Source organism: Streptomyces yatensis, from assembly GCF_018069625.1.
GTDB lineage: Bacteria > Actinomycetota > Actinomycetes > Streptomycetales > Streptomycetaceae > Streptomyces > Streptomyces yatensis.
The window spans coordinates 2,380,992-2,399,256 of record NZ_CP072941.1 but is presented as its reverse complement, the minus strand read 5'-3'; the positions used below and the strand labels follow the sequence as shown (position 1 = coordinate 2,399,256).

20 protein-coding genes are annotated in these 18,265 nt (G+C 71.3%); 11 read left to right on the top strand and 9 right to left on the bottom strand.

Annotated elements, in window-relative coordinates:
* Positions 1-44: 44 nt before the first annotated feature.
* From J8403_RS09545 to J8403_RS09525, 5 genes are all read right to left on the bottom strand, one after another.
* Positions 45-1,373, bottom strand: coding sequence for a ferredoxin reductase family protein (locus tag J8403_RS09545; protein WP_211128155.1), 1,329 nt, complete (start codon positions 1,371-1,373; stop codon positions 45-47).
* 175 nt (positions 1,374-1,548) lie between these two features.
* Complete coding sequence (locus J8403_RS09540; RefSeq protein ID WP_211122790.1) at positions 1,549-2,409, bottom strand: endonuclease/exonuclease/phosphatase family protein; 861 nt, start codon at positions 2,407-2,409, stop codon at positions 1,549-1,551.
* Between the two features lie 123 nt (positions 2,410-2,532).
* Positions 2,533-2,775, bottom strand: coding sequence for a hypothetical protein (locus J8403_RS09535; RefSeq protein WP_211122789.1), 243 nt, complete (start codon positions 2,773-2,775; stop codon positions 2,533-2,535).
* Positions 2,776-2,870: 95 nt separating this feature from the next.
* Positions 2,871-3,287, bottom strand: a complete 417-nt coding sequence (locus J8403_RS09530) for a type II toxin-antitoxin system VapC family toxin (RefSeq protein ID WP_246585770.1) — start codon at positions 3,285-3,287, stop codon at positions 2,871-2,873.
* Positions 3,280-3,567 carry a type II toxin-antitoxin system Phd/YefM family antitoxin gene (locus tag J8403_RS09525; protein WP_093466061.1) on the bottom strand — a complete coding sequence of 96 codons (288 nt, stop codon included), beginning with the start codon at positions 3,565-3,567 and terminating at the stop codon, positions 3,280-3,282. The genes J8403_RS09530 and J8403_RS09525 overlap by 8 nt, the downstream gene beginning before the upstream one ends.
* Positions 3,568-3,732: 165 nt before the next feature.
* Between J8403_RS09525 and J8403_RS09520 the strand changes: the two genes are divergently transcribed.
* The 3 genes from J8403_RS09520 to J8403_RS09510 all read left to right on the top strand — a co-directional run bounded on the left by J8403_RS09520 (position 3,733) and on the right by J8403_RS09510 (position 7,527).
* Positions 3,733-4,929 (top strand): argininosuccinate synthase, encoded by a 1,197-nt coding sequence (locus tag J8403_RS09520; protein ID WP_211122787.1) that lies wholly within the window; start codon positions 3,733-3,735, stop codon positions 4,927-4,929.
* Positions 4,930-5,060: 131 nt separating this feature from the next.
* Complete coding sequence (argH, locus tag J8403_RS09515) at positions 5,061-6,491, top strand: argininosuccinate lyase (RefSeq protein ID WP_211122786.1); 1,431 nt, start codon at positions 5,061-5,063, stop codon at positions 6,489-6,491.
* 46 nt (positions 6,492-6,537) lie between these two features.
* Positions 6,538-7,527 (top strand): aldo/keto reductase, encoded by a 990-nt coding sequence (locus tag J8403_RS09510; protein ID WP_211122785.1) that lies wholly within the window; start codon positions 6,538-6,540, stop codon positions 7,525-7,527.
* 192 nt (positions 7,528-7,719) lie between these two features.
* Here the strand turns inward: J8403_RS09510 and J8403_RS09505 are convergent, their stop codons facing one another.
* On the bottom strand, positions 7,720-8,526 hold the full coding sequence (locus J8403_RS09505) for an alpha/beta fold hydrolase (protein WP_211128154.1): 807 nt from the start codon (positions 8,524-8,526) through the stop codon (positions 7,720-7,722).
* A 403-nt stretch (positions 8,527-8,929) separates the two neighbouring features.
* Entirely contained in the window at positions 8,930-9,625 is a 696-nt protein-coding gene (locus tag J8403_RS09500) for a lysophospholipid acyltransferase family protein (protein WP_237298669.1), read from the bottom strand.
* Positions 9,626-9,865: 240 nt separating this feature from the next.
* On the opposite strand from J8403_RS09500, the gene J8403_RS09495 reads away from it, so the two are divergent.
* The 3 genes from J8403_RS09495 to J8403_RS09485 all read left to right on the top strand — a co-directional run bounded on the left by J8403_RS09495 (position 9,866) and on the right by J8403_RS09485 (position 12,310).
* Entirely contained in the window at positions 9,866-11,035 is a 1,170-nt protein-coding gene (locus tag J8403_RS09495; RefSeq protein WP_211122784.1) for a glycerophosphodiester phosphodiesterase, read from the top strand.
* Positions 11,036-11,163: 128 nt separating this feature from the next.
* The gene (locus J8403_RS09490; protein ID WP_211122783.1) at positions 11,164-11,685 is read left to right on the top strand and encodes a sigma-70 family RNA polymerase sigma factor; all 522 of its coding nucleotides are present in this window, start codon (positions 11,164-11,166) and stop codon (positions 11,683-11,685) included.
* A 121-nt stretch (positions 11,686-11,806) separates the two neighbouring features.
* On the top strand, positions 11,807-12,310 hold the full coding sequence (locus J8403_RS09485) for a GNAT family N-acetyltransferase (protein ID WP_093466072.1): 504 nt from the start codon (positions 11,807-11,809) through the stop codon (positions 12,308-12,310).
* 162 nt (positions 12,311-12,472) lie between these two features.
* Here the strand turns inward: J8403_RS09485 and J8403_RS09480 are convergent, their stop codons facing one another.
* Both J8403_RS09480 and J8403_RS09475 read right to left on the bottom strand, forming a co-directional pair.
* Positions 12,473-12,940 carry a hypothetical protein gene (locus J8403_RS09480; RefSeq protein WP_211128153.1) on the bottom strand — a complete coding sequence of 156 codons (468 nt, stop codon included), beginning with the start codon at positions 12,938-12,940 and terminating at the stop codon, positions 12,473-12,475.
* 16 nt (positions 12,941-12,956) lie between these two features.
* Entirely contained in the window at positions 12,957-13,325 is a 369-nt protein-coding gene (locus J8403_RS09475; RefSeq protein ID WP_059147974.1) for a hypothetical protein, read from the bottom strand.
* A gap of 148 nt (positions 13,326-13,473) precedes the next feature.
* Here J8403_RS09475 and J8403_RS09470 point away from each other — a divergent pair, with 148 nt between their 5' ends.
* From J8403_RS09470 to J8403_RS09450, 5 genes are all read left to right on the top strand, one after another.
* Positions 13,474-14,121, top strand: coding sequence for an HAD-IA family hydrolase (locus J8403_RS09470; RefSeq protein ID WP_211122782.1), 648 nt, complete (start codon positions 13,474-13,476; stop codon positions 14,119-14,121).
* A gap of 402 nt (positions 14,122-14,523) precedes the next feature.
* Positions 14,524-15,579: a methionine ABC transporter ATP-binding protein gene (locus J8403_RS09465; RefSeq protein WP_211122781.1), complete on the top strand. Its 1,056-nt coding sequence runs from the start codon at positions 14,524-14,526 to the stop codon at positions 15,577-15,579.
* Positions 15,576-16,364 (top strand): methionine ABC transporter permease, encoded by a 789-nt coding sequence (locus J8403_RS09460; protein WP_211122780.1) that lies wholly within the window; start codon positions 15,576-15,578, stop codon positions 16,362-16,364. Before J8403_RS09465 ends, J8403_RS09460 begins: the two co-directional genes overlap by 4 nt.
* A 99-nt stretch (positions 16,365-16,463) precedes the next feature.
* Positions 16,464-17,285, top strand: a complete 822-nt coding sequence (locus tag J8403_RS09455) for a MetQ/NlpA family ABC transporter substrate-binding protein (RefSeq protein WP_211122779.1) — start codon at positions 16,464-16,466, stop codon at positions 17,283-17,285.
* Between the two features lie 197 nt (positions 17,286-17,482).
* Positions 17,483-18,130: a GNAT family N-acetyltransferase gene (locus tag J8403_RS09450; protein WP_211122778.1), complete on the top strand. Its 648-nt coding sequence runs from the start codon at positions 17,483-17,485 to the stop codon at positions 18,128-18,130.
* The last annotated feature ends 135 nt before the right edge of the window (positions 18,131-18,265 follow it).

Genomic DNA, 18,265 nt, shown 5'->3' with positions numbered 1-18,265 from the left:
TCGGTCACGGCGTGAACGTCTCGGTCACGGCTCGGGCGTCTCGGTCACAGCTCGAAGGATTCGTGGTGGATCCGGCGATCCGGGACGCCCGCCTCGCGCAGCGCCCCGTACGCGTGCTCGGCCAGGCCCGGCGGGCCGCACAGATAGACGTCGTGGTCCTCGATATCGGGGAGCAGATGGCCCAGCCGCTCCGCGGTGATCTCCGGCCGGGCGCCGTCCGGGCCGTTCACGGCGTACAGCAGCCGGGCCCCGCGCTCGGTCGCGATCTGCTTCAGCTCGTTCCACAGCGCCAGGTCCTCGACGCTGCGGGCCCGGTACAGCAGGGTGAGGTCGCTGCCCTTGCCCGGCAGCGTCTCGAAGAGCGCCCGGATCGGGGTGATCCCGGCCCCGCCCGCGATCATCAGCACCTTGCCGCGGCTGCGCCGCGCCGCGGTCATCGCGCCGTACGGCCCCTCCGCCCACACCCGCGTCCCCGGCTGCAGCGAGGCCAGCCCGGTGCTGTGGCCGCCCACCGCCTTCACCGTGATCCGCAGCAGCTCCGGCCGGGGCGGCGCGGAGAGCGAGTAGGGATGGGAGCCCCAGCGCATGCCCGGCGCCAGGAACCGCCACCGGAAGAACTGCCCGGCCTGCGCCCCGATCCGGTGCAGCTTGCGCCCCTTGATCAGCACCGACACCACCCCGGGCGCCTCCGGTACGACGGCCTCCACCCGCATCCGGTGCCGCAGGTTCAGCCGCAGCGGCACCAGCAGCCGGTACCAGACGGCCAGCGCGGTGACCGTGCCGTACAGCGCGTACCAGGCGGTCTCCGCGGTCTTGTTCCCGACGAACTCGGCGCCGGTGGCGAGCTGGTGCCAGAACGTCAGGAAGACCGCCAGATAGGTGAACAGATGCAGGTAGTACCAGACCTCGTACGGCATCCGGCGGCGCACCATGCCTGCCGAGATCAGCCCGATGACCACCAGCATCGCGGTGCCGACCGTCGCCTTGATCATGTCCGGGTAGTCGGTGACCACGGTCACCGACTGGTCGACGAAGCCGGTGCCGGCCTGCTCCGCGTATCCCGCGATGATCAGCCCGACATGCGCCACGATCAGGCACAGTGCGTACCGCCCGCTCATCGCGTGCCACCGCGCCACCCGGTCCGACCCCACGCGCCGCTCCAGCGCCGGAACGCGGGCCATCTGCAGGACGACGAGGGCGAGGACATAGCCGCCGAGCAGCCCGCTGAGCCGCCCCGCGTGGGTCAGCCACTGTGCGGTGCCCTCGACGTTCGGAGTGTTCTGCCACCACAGCGACAGCACCGCCGCCGCGCCCGCCCAGCTGAGCAGGATCAACGGCACGGCCGGCGAACGGCGAGGCTGGATGCGGCGCATGGCCTGTCGCCGCCCGGCCCGGCTGTTCAATAGCGTCGTCACGGCCTGTCCCCTTCCCTTGGGCTCCGGCGCAAGGGAATACGGCCGCGAGCACGGGATGACTCAAAGGCCGTCGGGATTCACAGGTTTCGGTCGGGGTTCACAGGTCCGGGCCCGGAATCACAGGTTCCGGGATCTACCGGCGGTGGCGGCGTACGGGCATCTCCAGGTCGCTCACCACGGGCAGATGGTCGGACGCCTCCGGGTCCGCCGTGACCACCTGGGCGGTGAGCGGGCGCAGGTCGCGGGAGGCGAGGTGGAAGTCGATGCGGGCATGCGGGTTGAGGGCGTCGTAGGTGAAGCCGTCGCCGCTGCCGGCCCGCGGCCACACATCGTCGAGCGCGCCGGTCAGGATCCCGATCTCCGGGGTCCCGGGCGTGGCGTTCAGGTCACCGACCAGGACGGTGCGTTCGGGGGAGGAGCCGAGGAGCTCGACGATCCGGGCGGCCTGCCGCTCGCGCTCCTTGTTGTCGTCGTGCTGCAGATGCGTCACGGCGAACTCGACGCAGGTCCCGCGCACGTCCAGGGTGGCCTGGAGCAGGCCGCGCTGCTCATGGCCGGGGACGAGCGGAAGGTGGGTGTTGGTCCACGACCGGATCGGCCCGCGGGAGAGCACCGCGGTGCCGTACTGACGGCGCGGCCGCCCGGGCTCCTCCGGGTCCAAGTCGAGGTTGGCGCCGAAGACGTGATGCATCCCCAGCCGCTCCGCCAGCCAGGCCGGCTGGTCGACGAAGCCGCTGCGCTTCCAGAACCGGTCGACCTCCTGGAGGCCGATGGCGTCCACCCGCAGGTCCTCGATCACCCGGGCGACGCGTTCCAGGTCCAGTACGTCGGCGGGGCTCGCGCCGTGGTGGATGTTGAACGTGGCCACGCGCAGCCGCCGCGGGCCCGGGGCGGCGGCCGCCACCCCGGACGTCCCGGCGGCGGCCGCGGCGCCGAGGCCGGCCGCCACGGCGAGGAATCGGCGTCGACTGGGGGCAGTATTCAGGTGATTCATGGCGGTCAGCGTGCGTTCCGGTTCCGAACGTCGTCCCACGGCGCCATGAACGGCCCTGGGCGGGCGGGAGTCGCCGTCGCGTTCCACCCGCCGGGGAACCGCGATCGTTTCTCGCGAACGATGTCAGCGACGGTCGAATTTGATCGGGTAGGACACCGTAGAGCGCGGTATGGGCTGCTTCTTGCTGTCCTTCCCGCTCTTGGTGCCCTTCCCGTCGTCCTTCTTCTTCTCGAAGTGGACCGGATACCGGGCGGTCTGATGCGGGTTCGGCGATTTGCCGTCGCGGGTGTTGCCGTCACCGTGGTTGTTGATCACCATCACCCCCACCACGATCGCGCCGAGCACCCACATCTGCTTCTTCTCCACGGGCCCCGACTCCCCTTCGGTCCGCAGCGGTCTCTCCCCAGCACCGACCATGGTGACATCACCCCGTCGGCGGGACGAGCGGTCCGCGAGCCCGGTCAGACGGAGATGACCTCAAGGCCGCTCTCCAGGCCCTTGAAGTCGTCCGGGTTCCGGGTGTAAAGCGGCAGTCCGTGCGCGGCGGCGGTGGCAGCGATCATGAGATCCATGCGGCGCGGGCGAGGATTGCGGTTGGCCTTGAGGGTCAGGGCGACCATGGTGCCGTAGCGGCGGGCCGCTTCCCGGTCGAAGGGGACGGTGGAGAAACGCGCCTCGATGTCGGCCACGCGCTGCGCTCGGGTGAGCGTCTCCACCGGATCAGTGGCCATGGCGACGCCTTGGGTCAGCTCGGCAAGGACCACGGAGGGGACAGCGGCCTCGACCGGGAGCCGGTCCGAGGGGATGTCCACGAGATCGATGACGACGCAGGTGTCCAGCAGACCCTGCGGCCGTTGTTCCGCCACGCGTTCAGCCACCTGACTTCCCCCACGGGTCATCCTGATCGCTGACCCGGTCCTCGTCGCCGAAGAAGTCATCGGCTTCGGCCCGCATCGCGGCGTGATCCACGCGCGGGGCGTTGCGCCACTCGCGCTGAAGTTCCTCGACGGGGACGAAGCGACGGCGTCGGGTCTCCAGGGGGCGGACCTCGGCGATTTCGACGCCGTTCCTGGTCACGTGGTACGTCTCGCCCGCTTCCACATCGTCGAGCACCGCCTTGGAGCGGGCCGCCAGCTCGCGCTGCGTGATGGTTTTCATGGCTCCAGTGTAATGCGGCGTATTGCATCGTGTCGCGCTGCAATACGGAGCCTGGTGACCAGGTGCCGCGGCTCGCGCCGCCTCTCGCTTTGACGAACCATGCGAGCCGATGCATACTTATGCTTAGGCATGCATGGATCGTCATTGGATCGTCAGGAGGCACCCGTGACCGAGCGCGTCGTACTCGCCTACTCGGGCGGTCTGGACACGTCCGTCGCCATCGGCTGGATCGCCGAGGAGACGGGTGCCGAGGTCGTCGCCGTCGCCGTGGACGTCGGCCAGGGCGGGGAGGACCTGGACGTGATCCGTAAGCGCGCGCTCGCCTGCGGGGCGGTCGAGGCGGAGGTCGCGGACGCGAAGGACGAGTTCGCCGAGGAGTACTGCCTTCCGGCGATCAAGGCCAACGCACTGTACATGGACCGCTACCCGCTGGTCTCCGCGCTGTCGCGGCCCACGATCGTGAAGCACCTGGTCGCCGCCGCCCGTAAGCACGGCGCCGGGACCGTCGCCCACGGCTGCACCGGCAAGGGGAACGACCAGGTGCGGTTCGAGGCCGGCATCTCCTCCCTCGCACCCGATCTGACCTGCATCGCGCCGGTCCGGGACTACGCGATGACCCGGGACAGGGCCATCGCCTTCTGCGAGGCCAAGGGCCTGCCGATCGCGACCACCAAGAAGTCCCCGTACTCGATCGACCAGAACGTCTTCGGGCGGGCCGTGGAGACCGGCTTCCTGGAGGACATCTGGAACGCGCCGATCGAGGACGTGTACGAGTACACCGCCGACCCCGCCACCCCGCGCGAGGCCGACGAGGTGATCATCACCTTCGACAAGGGCGTCCCCGTCGCGATCGACGGCGAGCCGGTCACCGTGCTGCAGGCCGTCCAGCGGCTCAACGAGCGGGCGGGCGCCCAGGGCGTCGGCCGGATCGACATGGTCGAGGACCGGCTGGTGGGGATCAAGTCGCGGGAGGTCTACGAGGCGCCCGGCGCCATCGCGCTGATCACCGCCCACCAGGAGCTGGAGGCCGTCACCGTCGAGCGCGAGCTGGCCCGCTACAAGCGGCAGGTCGAGCAGCGCTGGGGCGAGCTGGTCTACGACGGTCTGTGGTTCTCGCCGCTCAAGCGGGCGCTGGACGGCTTCATCGCCGAGGCGAACGAACAGGTCTCCGGCGAGATCCGGATGACCCTGCACGGCGGCCGGGCCGTCGTCACCGGCCGGAAGTCGCAGGCATCGCTCTACGACTTCAACCTGGCGACCTACGACAGCGGCGACACCTTCGACCAGTCGCTGTCCAAGGGCTTCATCGAGATCTTCGGGATGTCCAGCAAGATCGCCGCGAAGCGGGATCTGCAGCAGTAGCCTGCGTACCAGACGTAAACCCGCGTACGAGACGTACGGCGACGTACGAGACGTGCGCGCCCCCATCGAGCTGCCTCCCCGCCCCGCGGCGGGGAGGCGGTCGCACACCCCCTGGCCTGAGGAGCAACAGCGTGAGCAACGGCAACAGCGGCGACGTCCGGCTCTGGGGCGGCCGCTTCGCCGACGGCCCGTCCGAGGCACTGGAGAAGCTCAGCGCCTCCGTGCATTTCGACTGGCGCCTGGCGCCGTACGACATCGCCGGATCCCGCGCCCACGCCCGGGTGCTGCACACGGCGGGGCTGCTCAACCCCGATGAGCTGGAGCGGATGCTGGCGGGCCTGGACCGGCTGGAGGCCGATGTCGCCTCCGGCGACTTCACCGGCACCATCGCCGACGAGGATGTGCACACCGCGCTGGAGCGCGGGCTGCTGGAGCGGCTCGGCCCGGACCTCGGCGGCAAGCTGCGGGCCGGACGGTCCCGCAACGACCAGATCGCCACCCTCTTCCGGATGTATCTGCGCGACCACGCCCGGATCATCGGCGGACTGATCGCCGACCTCCAGCAGGCCCTGGTGGGGCTCGCGGAGGCGCACCCCGATGTCGCGATGCCCGGCCGCACCCACCTCCAGCACGCCCAGCCGGTGCTCTTCGCCCACCATGTCCTCGCCCATGCCCAGGCGCTGTCGCGGGACGCGGAGCGGCTGCGGCAGTGGGACGAGCGCACCGCCGTCTCGCCGTACGGCTCGGGCGCGCTGGCCGGGTCCTCGCTCGGGCTCGACCCGCAGGCGGTCGCGGCCGACCTCGGCTTCGAGCGGGGCTCCTCCGCCAACTCCCTCGACGGCACGGCCTCCCGTGACTTCGTCGCCGAGTTCGCGTTCATCACCGCGATGATCGGCGTCGACCTGTCGCGGATCGCCGAGGAGATCATCCTCTGGAACACGAAGGAGTTCTCCTTCGTGACCCTCCACGACGCCTTCTCCACCGGCTCCTCGATCATGCCGCAGAAGAAGAACCCGGACATCGCGGAGCTCGCGCGCGGCAAGTCCGGCCGGCTGATCGGCAACCTCACCGGGCTGCTGGCCACGCTCAAGGCCCTGCCGCTCGCGTACAACCGCGACCTCCAGGAGGACAAGGAGCCGGTCTTCGACTCCTGCGATCAGCTGGAGGTGCTGCTCCCGGCCTTCACCGGGATGATGGCGACGCTGACCGTCAACCGCGAGCGCATGGAGGAGCTGGCCCCGGCCGGATTCTCGCTGGCCACCGACATCGCCGAATGGCTGGTGCGGCAGGGCGTGCCGTTCCGGGTGGCACACGAGGTCGCGGGGGAATGCGTCAAGGAGTGCGAGCTGACGGGCATCGAGCTCGACCAGCTCACCGACGAGCAGTTCGCCAAGATCTCCCCGCATCTGACGCCCGAGGTCCGCGGCGTGCTCAACGTGCCGGGCGCGCTGGCCGCGCGCGACGGCCGCGGCGGCACCGCCCCCGTGGCGGTGCGGGCCCAGCTCGCGGAGGTCAAGGAGGACCTGGCCGCTCAGTACGCATGGGCGGGCGCCAAGCGCTGAACATCAGCTCAGCTTCAGCTCATCAGGGAGAGGTGGGGACCAAGCCATGGGTTTCGAACGACTCGCGAAGATCGCGCCCCCCGGGGCGGGGGCGGCCCGGATCGGGCTCGGCCTGGCCGCGGTCGGCCGCCCCGCCTACATCAACCTCGGCCGGGACCGGGACCTCCCGGCCGAGCGCCCGGTCGAGGTGATGCGGCAGCGCAGCCATGAACTGCTGGACGCCGCCTACGCCGCCGGGGTGCGCTATCTGGACGCGGCACGCTCCTACGGCCGGGCCGAGGAGTTCCTCGCCGACTGGCTGCGCGACCGCCCGGACGCCGCGCGGAACGTGGTGGTCGGCTCCAAGTGGGGCTATACGTATGTCGCGGACTGGCGTACGGACGCCGAGACCCATGAGGTCAAGGACCATGGCGTCCAGACCTTCGAGCGGCAGCGCGGGCTGACCGACGCGCTGCTCGGCGACCGGCTGGACCTCTACCAGATCCACTCGGTGACCCCCGACAGCCCCGCCCTCACCGACCGCGAGCTGCAGACGCGGCTGGCGGAGCTGGCCGCCGAGGGGGTGACGGTCGGCGTGTCCACCAGCGGCCCCCGCCAGGCCGAGGCGATCCGCGCCGCACTGGCCGTGGAGGTCGACGGGCGCCCGCTCTTCCGTACCGTCCAGTCCACCTACAACCTGCTGGAGCCCTCGGCCGGGGCCGCGCTGGCCGAGGCCCAGGCGGCGGGCCGGGCGGTCATCGTCAAGGAAGCCGTGGCCAACGGCCGGCTCACCGAGGCGGCCGAGCGGCTTCCGGCGGCCCTGCGCCGGGTGGCCGAGGAGACGGGCGCGACTCCGGACGCCGTCGCGCTGGCCGCGGTCCTGCACCGACCCTGGGTGGGCGTCGTCCTCTCCGGCGCCGCCACCACGGCCCAGCTGCGCTCCAACCTGGCCGCGGCCGACCTCCGCCTGGACGAGCGTCAGCTCACCGAGCTGGAGCGGCCGGCCGAAACCCCGGAGACCTACTGGCACCACCGCTCCGGGCTGCCCTGGTCCTGAGGGATCGGGGGGCCGTCGGCCCCCTGGCACCTCCAGCCCGGGGACGCGGCTCCGCCGCATGGCAGGACCCCGTCCCTGGACCCCGGGGTCCGGGGCGGAGCCCCGGTTGTGGGAAGGGGCGGGGAGGGGGAAGCATCGATATGCGGCTCCGCCGCGTGGCCCGCCGCAGGCGGCACGATCCGCCGGACACCCCTACAGCAGGCTCAGGAACGAACGGACGGCGCGGGCGTACGGCCGGGGCGCGTCGTCGTGGATCCAGTGACCGCACCCGGCGAATTCGCGGAGCCTCGTGTTGGGGCGGCGGGTGGCCATCTCGTGGGCGTGGCCCGGCGGCAGCAGCGAGCTGTGCTCGCCGCGCATCAGCAGCGCGGGGCAGGAGGACCCCAGCCAGTCGTCCCAGAAGTCACCGCACATGGCCTGCTGGGACGCCATCATATGGCTGGGCTCGAACAGCAGCCGCCAGCCGCCCGTTTGGGGGTCCCGTTCGGCGCTGTCGAGGAAGTACGAGGCGTCCGCGATGCCCCGGGACTCGATGTCCGCGCGCAGCTTCTCCCGGTCCACGGCCCAGGTCGGCCACCCCGAGACGTCTAGAACCGGATGGCTGACCACCGGACGGTCCGTCACCGCGCCGATGTCCTCGACGACGAGCGCGCTCACCAGGTCCGGATGGCGGGCGGCCAGGGCGTAAGCCCCGACCGCGCCGGTGGAGTGGGCGACGACCGGGACCGGGCCCAGGTGCAGCTCCCGCAGCAGCGCGGCGGCATCGGCCACATACTCGTCCAGCGTGAACGGGCCACCGCCGCCGGTCAGCCCGTGGCCCCGCTGATCGAGGGCGATCACCCGCCGCTCGGGGGCGAGGGCGGCGGCCAGGGGCGCGTACATCCTGCCCCGGCCGAAGTGGCCGTGCAGGGCCAGCACCGGATCGCCCGGTCCGCCGAAATCGGTCAGGGCGAATCGCCGACCGCGCAGCGTCACGAAGTCGGGGGAGGGCACGGTCATCGTGGTCACCCGCGGCACCATAGTGCCCGGGCCCGGTGGTGACCAGCGGGTAGCGGAATCAGATCTTCCGCCTCGATGGCGACGGACGACGCCGACCGGAGCCGACAGCTCGCCGCGCCCGGCGGGTTGACCGGAACGCCGTGTAACGGCGGTTTCGCCGGGGCGCGGGCCGCGGATTCGCCCGAACGGGTGGGCGTGACGGCTCACCGCGGGACGCCTCCCCGGCGGCCCACCGGAGGCGGAACCGCCGCAACCCGAACCGCCGCAACCTGAACCGCGACACCCTGAACCGCCGCAATGAACCGCCGTAACCCGAACCGCCGCCCGGCCGCGGAACCTCGGCGCCCCCGACACACCACCGCGGCGGCCCGAACACCGGACCGCCGCGGTCAGCCCCGAAAGGTCAGGCGGCCGCCTTCGCCTTCGTGGCGTAGATGTCCACGTACTCCTGACCCGACAGCCGCATCACGTGGCTCATCACCTCGTCGGTCACGGCCCGCAGCACATAGCGGTCGCGGTCCATGCCCTCGTAGCGGGTGAACTCCAGCGGCTCGCCGAAGCGGACCCGCACCCGGCCCGGCCGCGGCAGCCCCTTGCCGCCCGGCTGGATCCGGTCGGTCCCGATCATCGCGAACGGCACCACGGGCGCGCCGGTCATCAGCGCGAGGCGGGCGATACCGGTACGGCCCCGGTAGAGGCGGCCGTCGGGGGAGCGGGTGCCCTCGGGGTAGATGCCGAAGACCCGGCCCTCCTCCAGCACCCGGCGCCCCGTCATCAGCGCCGCGACGCCGCCGCGTCCGCCGTCCCGGTCCACCGGGATCATGCCGACGCCGGTGAAGAACCAGGCCATCAGGCGGCCCTTGAGGCCCTTGCCCGTGACGTACTCGTCCTTGCCGATGAAGAAGACCTGACGGTCACAGACCAGCGGCAGGATCATCGAGTCGATGAAGGTGAGATGGTTTCCGGCGAGGATCACCGGGCCCGAGCCCGGAATGCCCTCGGCCCCCTCGACCCGTGGGCGGAACATCAGGCGCATCAGCGGACCGAGTACTGCCTTCAGAAACGCGAATCGGGACACGGGCCCTCCGGTCGGGGTCAAGGTCTGGGGCGCACCGTTGTACGGTCCGTCAACCTCGTACCGCACCGGAGCGCCGATGAGGACGATACTCGCCGGTTGCGCCCCGGCGCACACCAGGTTCACCCACCTGGAACGCAGTGTTGACCCGCGTTCCCCCCGCGTTTCGTCCGATGTCTCCCGTAGGAAAGCCGCCCACGCCTACCATCAGCCCATCTTCTGACTGGATTTGACAGGTGTTGAACACCACATCAAGGAGTGCAGATGGAGCGGGAGCAACAGCCCGGACGGCGCGCCCTCCTGGGGGCCGCGGCCCTCGGCGCGGGAGCGGTGGCGCTGAGCGGTGCGGGCACGGCGACGGCCGCGGACACGCGGACGGCGCCGGGCGCGGCCGCCGCCGCCGAGACGTCCGGCCGGGGCCATGAGCTGCCGGTTCCCACCGTGATCGGCCACCGCGGCGCCAGCGGCTACCGGCCCGAGCACACCCTCGGCTCCTACCAGCTCGCCCTGGACATGGGCGCGGACATCGTCGAGCAGGACCTGGTCCCCACCAAGGACGGCCATCTGGTCTGCCGCCACGAGAACGACATCACCGCCACCACGGACGTCTCCGCGCACCCGGAGTTCGCCGACCGCAAGACCACCAAGACGGTCGACGGCACCAAGCTCACCGGCTGGTTCACCGAGGACTTCACCCTCGCCGAGCTCAAGACGCTGCGCGCCAAGGAGCGCATCCCGGGCAACCGCCAGCGCAACACGCTCTACGACGGCCGCTGGGAGGTGCCCACCTTCGAAGAGGTGCTGCAGTGGGCCGAGCGCGAGGGCCGCAGGCGCGGCCGCCGCGTGTGGCTGTACGTGGAGACCAAGCACCCCACCTACTTCCGCAAGCTGGGCCTCGGCCTCGAGGAGCCGCTGGCCAAGCTGCTGCGCCGGTACGGCCGCCACAAGAAGGACGCGGCGCTGTTCCTCCAGTCCTTCGAGCCGAGCAGCATCCAGCGGCTGCGCAAGCTGGTCGGCACCCCGTCCGTCGTGCTGCTGTCCACCATGGACAGCCGGCCCTGGGACTTCGTCGAGGCGAACGACCCGCGTACGGTCGCGGACCTGGTCAAGCCCGAGGGCCTCAAGTGGATCGCGAGCTACGCCCAGGGCATCGGCCCGGATCTGTCGGTCATCATCCCCCGGACGCCGGACGGCAAGCTGGGCACGCCGACCAGCGTGGTGAAGGACGCGCACGCGGCGGGGCTGATCCTGCACCCGTACACCATGCGCAACGAGAACACCTTCCTCCCGGCCGACTTCCGCCGCGGCACCGACCCCAACGCCTACGGTGACGCTTTCGGGGCGTTCAAGGCATACTTCGCGACCGGAATTGACGGCATCTTCTCCGACAACGCGGACACCGCCCTCCTCGCGGCGGCGGACTTCCGCAAGTAGTTCCGCACCTACGGGTGGGTGACGGCGGGGCCGCGCGAGCGTCAAGGCGCGGCCCCGCCGCTTCCCCGGTCGAGTGAGACCACCGTCACCCGGCAACCACCCCACGACCCGGCCTCGTCCCGCCCGGCATGGACCTTGTGAAGCACCTGGGCCCGCTGCTGGCCGCCGAAGCGGCGGCCGAGGCATACGGCGTCGGCGTCGAGCCCGCCGAACTCGAACAGGCCGTCTGGCTACGGCTGCTGGAACGCACCCGGGACACCGGACCGCCGCCCCACCCCGCCCGCTGGCTGCGCTGTGCCGTACGGGCCGAGGTGCGCGGGGCCAGGCGCCGGGCGCGCCGCGAGGTGCCGTACGACCCGATGGCCGGCGGCCCGCTCAGCGGCCCCGAGTCCCACCCCGCCGAACACGCCGTACTGACCGCGGAGACCCGCCGGACGCTGCGCGCGGCGGTGCGGCGGCTGCCCGGCCGCTGCCCCGCGCTGCTCGCGGCGATGCTCTCCCGCTCCGACCTCACGTACCGCGAGATCGCGCGCCAGTTGGGAATGTCACAGGGCAGTCTGGGCCCGGTACGTTCCCGATGTCTGGCTTGCCTGCGCAGAATGCTCACGGCGGAGGTTGCGGCTCCTGAACCATGGGGAAAGGAGCGATAGACAACCGGCGCCTCGGAGGCGGACGCCCACCATGCGGCGCCTCCACCCAGGCCATGAACCCCCGGTCGCACTCCTACCCTCACCGCGACCGGGGGACCGAGAATAGGGGAGGCATGCGCACATGGGCATGAGCGTGACCATCTCCGCGGCGACCGCGGACGACGCCGAGCAGATCCTGAAGCTGCAATATCTGTGCTACCAGGGCGAGGCGGAGCTCTACGGCGACTACTCGATCGAACCGCTGACGCAGTCGCTCGACGACCTGCGCGCCGAACTGAGCGGGGGCTGCGTGCTCGTCGCCCGGCTCGGCGCGGAGGTCGTCGGCTCGGTCCGCGGAGTCGTCGACGACAAGGGGACCGCCGCCATCGGCAAGCTGATCGTCCACCCGCGGATGCAGCGGCACGGCCTGGGCGGACGGCTGCTCGCGGCCATCGAGGAGCGGCTGACCGAGGAGCGGGCCGCCAAGCGGTACCGGCTGTTCACCGGGCACCGCAGCGAGGGCAATCTGCGGCTGTACCGCCGCTACGGCTACGCCCAGGTGGGCACCGAGGAGGTCAACCGCCGGCTGAGCCTGGTGACCCTGGAGAAGGACGCCACGGCCGCCGCGTACGCCGCCAGCGCTTAGGCCGTGGCCTGAGGTGGCCGGTCGTCGGCCGGGCTGGACTGCCGGCCCGCCCGGCGACCGAGGGCCGGGATCCGGGGGCGGAGCCCCGGTAGGCCCCCGGCGTTGGGTCAGGCCAGAGGCGTTGGGTCAGGCCAGAGGCGTGGGTCAGGCCAGAGGCGTGGGTCAGGCCCGCGACGCCGTATCCGGTGCGCCCCGGCGGGCCTTGCGCAGCCACAGCAGGCCCGTGACCGGCAGGAAGATCGGGATGAACAGATAGCCCATCCCGTAGTCGGACCACACCGTCTGGTCGGGGAAGGCCGAGGGGTCGGCAAGGGTCCAGGTCCCCACCGTCAGCACCCCCACCAGCTCCGCCGCACAGCAGACCATCGCCGCCTTGCGCGCGCCCTCGCCGCCGCGGACCAGCGAGACCGTGATGAACGCGTACACCGCGGCGGAGACCGCCGAGAGGATGTAGGCGAGCGGGGCCTCCTGGTACTGGGCGATCAGCTGGTAGATCGAGCGGGACGCGGCGGCCACGGTGAAGACCCCGTAGAGCAGCACCAGCAGCCGCCCGGGGCCCTGCCCCAGTCCGGTCCGCGCGTTCGCCTCCGGCTTTCCGCCCGTTGTCCCGGCCGCCGAGTCCTCGGTCACCGATGCCTCCTGTGAATCAGCCACCGACGCCTCCCCAGATGTCGTACAGCCGCACCTCGAGCACGGCCAGGACCACGGCCGCCGCGGAGACCGTCGCCGAACCCCAGCGGGTCCGCTCCGTGAGCGACATGAACGCCGCGACCGGCACGGCGAGCGCCGAGCCGATGAGGTAGGCCACGAAGATGGCCACCCCCTGCTGCGGGTCGGCGCCGCCCGCCAGCCGCACCACTCCTATGACCAGCTGCACGATCGCCAGCAGTGCCACCACGGCCATGCCGATGAAGTGCCAGTCCTTGGTCGGCTGGTCCCGATAGGCGGCGAAGCCGCACCACGCGGCGAGAAGGAGCGCGGTCACACCGAGCGCGACCGTCAGCGCGTCGATCAACGGGACCTCCGCGCGGTGCGGCGGCGCACCCGAGGGCGGCGCACACAGGGAGTGACAACCATGGGACGAGGGTAATCGGCCCGCCCGCCCGCGCTGCGCTCGGCCCCGCGCCCGAGGGCGTCCGCGACCCCCACGTACGCTGCGGCTCATGAAGATCTCCGCTGACGCGCTGTTGTTCGACAACGACGGAACCCTCGTCTCCTCCCTGGACTCGGTGCACCGCTGCTGGACCCGCTGGGCCGAGGAGCAGGGGATTCCCGCGGAGGACTTCGCCCGGGTCGAGCTGCACGGCCGCCCGGCCGACGACATCATCGCCGATCTGCTCCCCGCCGACCGCGCCCCGCGGGCCCGGGCGCGCATCGACGAGCTGGAGCTGGAGGACGTACCGGGCGGGGTGAAGCTGCTCCCCGGCACCGCCGAGCTGCTGGCGGGGCTGCCCGCCGCGCGCTGGGCCGTGGTGACCTCCGCCAACCGCCCGCTGGCCGAGGCCCGCCTGGCCGAGGTGGCGATACGCCCCGGGACGCTGATCACCTCCGACGACATCACCCGCGGCAAGCCCGACCCGGAGCCGTTCCTGCTGGCGGCGGAGCGGCTCGGAGTCGACCCGGCACGCTGTGTGGTCTTCGAGGACGCCCCGGCCGGGCTCGCGGCGGGCCGTGCGGCCGGGATGCGGACCGTGGCGTTGACCACAACGACCGCCCGCGAAGAGCTGGTCGCCGACATCGTGGTCGAGGACCTGTCGGCCGTGTCCGCACGGCTTCTCGACGGGGCCGTGGAGATCACCTGCCGGGTCTGAACCGGGTCCCGGGCACCCCTTCCACCGTCCACGGACCGGTCAAGCATGTCCACTATACGGACATGCTTGATGGGCCCGTACACGTGTCTGCTTTACTTGCAGCCATGACCACGACGAGCTGCCGCATCCCTGCGACCGAGGCGAACCCCACGCCCGGTGCTCGTTGTCGGTGTCGAATGTGTGACTGCTGAGGGCCCCCGCCTGAGCCTCGCGCCCCGAAGCGAGACCGGCTGAGCCGGACCCGCGCGCCCAGTGCGCCGGACCGCGCCGCCCCGCGTCACCGGAACCCGAACCGCGCCCACACACCGCGCAACCCCTCGGGTCCGCCCTGCCGCGTTCCGAAATGAACGAGCCGTGCCCGGCGGCACCAACCGCCGTGCACTCAACAGTGACGGAAACCCTGTGATCACCACCACGGACCTGACCAAGGTCTACCGCTCACGAGGCCGCGAGGTCACCGCCCTCGACGGCGTCGATCTGCATGTCCGCGAGGGTGAGGTGTACGGCGTCGTCGGCCAGAGCGGCGCCGGGAAGTCCACCCTCATCCGCTGCGTCAACCTCCTGGAGCGCCCCACCTCCGGCACGGTCACCGTGGCCGGTCAGGACCTGACCGCGCTCGCCGGGCGCCGGCAGAGCGCCGGCTCCGCGCTGCGCCAGGCCCGCAGCCGTATCGGCATGGTGTTCCAGCACTTCAACCTGCTCTCCTCGCGCACCGTGCGGGACAATGTCGAGCTGCCCCTGGAGATCCTCGGCGTCTCGGGCAAGGAGCGCACCCGCAAGGCACTGGAGCTGCTGGAGCTGGTGGGCCTCGGCGACAAGGCCAGGGCGTACCCCGCGCAGCTCTCCGGTGGCCAGAAGCAGCGCGTCGGCATCGCCCGCGCGCTCGCCGGCGACCCCAAGGTGCTGCTCTCGGACGAGGCGACCTCCGCGCTCGACCCCGAGACCACCCGCTCGATCCTCCAGCTGCTGCGCGACCTCAATGAGCAGCTCGGTCTGACCGTGCTGCTCATCACGCACGAGATGGACGTCGTCAAGACGATCTGCGACTCGGCCGCGCTGATGCGCGACGGCCGGATCGTGGAGTCCGGCCAGGTCAGCGAGTTGCTGGCGACGCCAGGCTCCGAGTTGGCCCAGGAGCTCTTCCCGGTCGGCGGGGTGCCCTCGGGCGAGGACCGTACGGTCGTGGACGTCACCTTCCAGGGCGAGGCGGCCACCAAGCCGGTCATCTCCCAGCTCTCCCGTACGTACAACATCGACATCTCGATCCTGGGCGCCGCGATGGACACCGTCGGCGGCCACCAGGTCGGCCGGATGCGGATCGAGCTGCCCGGCCGGTTCGAGGAGAACGTCGTCCCGATCGGCTTCCTGCGGGAGCAGGGCCTGCAGGTCGATGTCGCGGCCGTCGCCGACGGCCCGCGCGCGAACCCGACCCCGCTGCTCAAGGAGGGCGCCAAGTGACCTGGTCCGAGATGGAGCCCCTGCTGGAGCAGGCCTGTTGGGACACCCTCTACATGGTGGGATGGTCGGCGGTGATCGCCGTCGTCGGCGGACTGCCGCTCGGCGTGCTGCTGGTCCTCACCGACCGCGGCGGAGTGCTGCAGAACGTCATGGTGAACAAGGTCGTCGGGCAGATCGTCAACATCGCCCGCTCGATGCCGTTCATCATCCTGATGGTCGCCCTGATCTCCTTCACCCGGGCGATCGTGGGCACCACCATCGGCCCCGAGGCCGCGATCGTGCCCCTGGCCATCGGCGCCATCCCCTTCTACGCCCGGCTCGTGGAGACCTCGGTGCGCGAGGTGGACGGCGGGCTGGTCGAGGCCGTGCAGGCGATGGGCGGCTCCACCTGGACCGTCGTCCGCAAGGTGCTGCTGCCCGAGTCGCTGCCCGCGCTGATCTCCAGCGCGACCACCACGATCGTCGCGCTCATCGGCTACTCCGCGATGGCCGGCACGGTCGGTGCCGGTGGCCTCGGTGACCTGGCGGTCCGCTACGGCTATCTGCGGTTCGAGACCAAGCTGATGTGGATCACCGTCGCCATCCTCGCGGTGGTCATCTCCGTCATCCAGTTCGCGGGCGACCTCGCCGCCCGCGGCCTCTCCCACCGCGGCCGCTCCTCGGTCGCCCCGCGGCTGGTGCTGCTGCGCGGCGGACCGTCCCGGACCGGGAAGCCCGCGCCGGCCCCGGAGCCGGAGGCCGCGCCCGCCGAGGTCGAATCCGTGGAGCCGACCAAGGTCCCCTGAGCCCCCACCCACCTCCCGTCCCCCTCCCGTACCGCCCGCCCGTCATTCCGCTTCCGCACCCGCGGCGGCTACGTGCGCCCCCGAAGAAAGGCACTTTTCGTGCGTAACACCACCAAGACCGTCACCACCGTCCTCGCCGCCGGCGCGCTCGCCCTGGGCGCCGCCGCCTGCAGCCCCTCGTCCTCCAACGACAAGAACGGCGCGCTGGTCGTCGCCGCGAGCCCGGTCCCGCACGCGGAGATACTCAACTACGTCAAGGACCATCTGGCCGACAAGGCGGGCCTCAAGCTGGAGGTCCGGGAGTTCACCGACTACAACACGCCGAACCTCTCCACCCAGGACGGCTCGGTCGGTGCCAACTACTTCCAGAACCAGCCGTTCCTGGACGACTTCAACAAGAAGAAGGGCACCGACATCGTGCCCGTCGTCACCGTGCACCTCGAGCCGCTCGGTCTCTACTCGCACAAGGTGAAGAAGGCCGGCGACCTCAAGAAGGGCGCCACCGTGGCCGTTCCGAGCGACACGGTCAACGAGGCCCGCGCGCTGAAGCTGCTGGACGCCAACGGGGTCATCAAGCTCAAGAGCGGTGTGGGCAACGAGGCCACCCCCAAGGACATCGCCACCAACCCCAAGGGCCTGAAGTTCAAGGAACTGGAGGCCGCCCAGCTCCCGCGGTCGCTCGACGACGTGGACGCCGCGGTCGTCAACGGCAACTACGCCATCGAGGCGCACCTCAAGCCCGCCAAGGACGCCATCCTCATCGAATCGCCCAAGAACAACCCGTACGCCAACTTCCTGGCCGTGAAGAAGGGCAACGAGGACGACCCGCGCGTCAAGAAGCTGGCCAAGCTCCTCACCTCCCCCGAGGTGAAGAAGTACATCAAGGACCAGTACCAGGGCTCCGTGCTGCCGTCCTTCTGATCCCCGGCGCACCGCGACACCACCGCAACGATCGCGCCAACCTTCCCGCCCACCGGCGGATCCCCAGGGCTCCGCATCCGGACCACAACCGGATGCGGGGCCTTCCGATTCACCCCCCGTGCTGCATTTCCCCTGCGTGATGCTGCATGCTGGGCCTCTCTACGGCCCTGAAACGACCCCCGGTTACGGAGCGGCGCATGACATCCACCTTCCCGGACATCTCCATCAGCACGGAACGGCTGGTGCTGCGCCCGTTCGAGGAAGCGGACATACCCGCGCTCGCGGACATGATGAACGACGAACACATCATCGCCTGGACCCGGGCGCCCAATCCGTACAGCCCCGCGGACGCCCGCGACCAGGCGCTGCGGCTCGCCCCGGCGGAACGGACCACGGGCCGGGGCATCGTCTTCGCGGTCGCCGAATTCCTCACCCAGCGGCTGGTCGGCATCGTGCATCTGAGCCATACCGACTGGAGACTGCTGGCCACCGAGGCCAGCTATATCGTCGCCCCCTGGGCGCGCGGTGAGGGCTATGCCTCGGAGGCCGTGCTCGCCGTGGCCCGCTGGCTGTTCCAGGACCAGAAGTTCGAGCGCCTGGAGCTGCGCACGGCCGCCGGCAACACCGCGGCCCAGCAGGTCGCCCAGAAGGTCGGCTGCATCAGCGAGGGTGTGTTGCGCAACGCCTGGATAGCCCGCACCCAGACGGAGGACGGCGGCTGGACCGATATGCGCACCGACCTCATCGTCTGGAGTCTGCTCGCCGAGGACCTCGACGGCGCGCCCGACCGGATCTCCGAGCCCGACGGCTTCGGCGTCTATCCGACCTACTCCGACTGGGGCTGACGCCCCGCCGCGCCCCGGCCGGGGCGGAGATCCGGCGCATTCGCGCCGCCCGCGCCCCCGGCGCACCACCCCCACGCCCGCCCCCGCTCCAGCGGTCCGGACCAGCCGGGGTACTCTTCGTCCGCGCCGAGCACC

Excerpts from the sequence above, each read along its gene's own strand:
- J8403_RS09505 (WP_211128154.1), bottom strand. The coding sequence starts at position 8,526 with ATGACCGTGCCCTCCCCCGACTTCGTGACGCTGCGCGGTCGGCGATTC.
- J8403_RS09485 (WP_093466072.1), top strand. The coding sequence starts at position 11,807 with ATGGGCATGAGCGTGACCATCTCCGCGGCGACCGCGGACGACGCCGAG.
- J8403_RS09470 (WP_211122782.1), top strand. The coding sequence starts at position 13,474 with ATGAAGATCTCCGCTGACGCGCTGTTGTTCGACAACGACGGAACCCTC.
- J8403_RS09490 (WP_211122783.1), top strand. The coding sequence starts at position 11,164 with ATGGACCTTGTGAAGCACCTGGGCCCGCTGCTGGCCGCCGAAGCGGCG.
- J8403_RS09450 (WP_211122778.1), top strand. The coding sequence starts at position 17,483 with ATGACATCCACCTTCCCGGACATCTCCATCAGCACGGAACGGCTGGTG.
- J8403_RS09540 (WP_211122790.1), bottom strand. The coding sequence starts at position 2,409 with ATGAATCACCTGAATACTGCCCCCAGTCGACGCCGATTCCTCGCCGTG.
- J8403_RS09510 (WP_211122785.1), top strand. The coding sequence starts at position 6,538 with ATGGGTTTCGAACGACTCGCGAAGATCGCGCCCCCCGGGGCGGGGGCG.
- J8403_RS09525 (WP_093466061.1), bottom strand. The coding sequence starts at position 3,567 with ATGAAAACCATCACGCAGCGCGAGCTGGCGGCCCGCTCCAAGGCGGTG.
- J8403_RS09545 (WP_211128155.1), bottom strand. The coding sequence starts at position 1,373 with ATGCGCCGCATCCAGCCTCGCCGTTCGCCGGCCGTGCCGTTGATCCTG.
- J8403_RS09495 (WP_211122784.1), top strand. The coding sequence starts at position 9,866 with ATGGAGCGGGAGCAACAGCCCGGACGGCGCGCCCTCCTGGGGGCCGCG.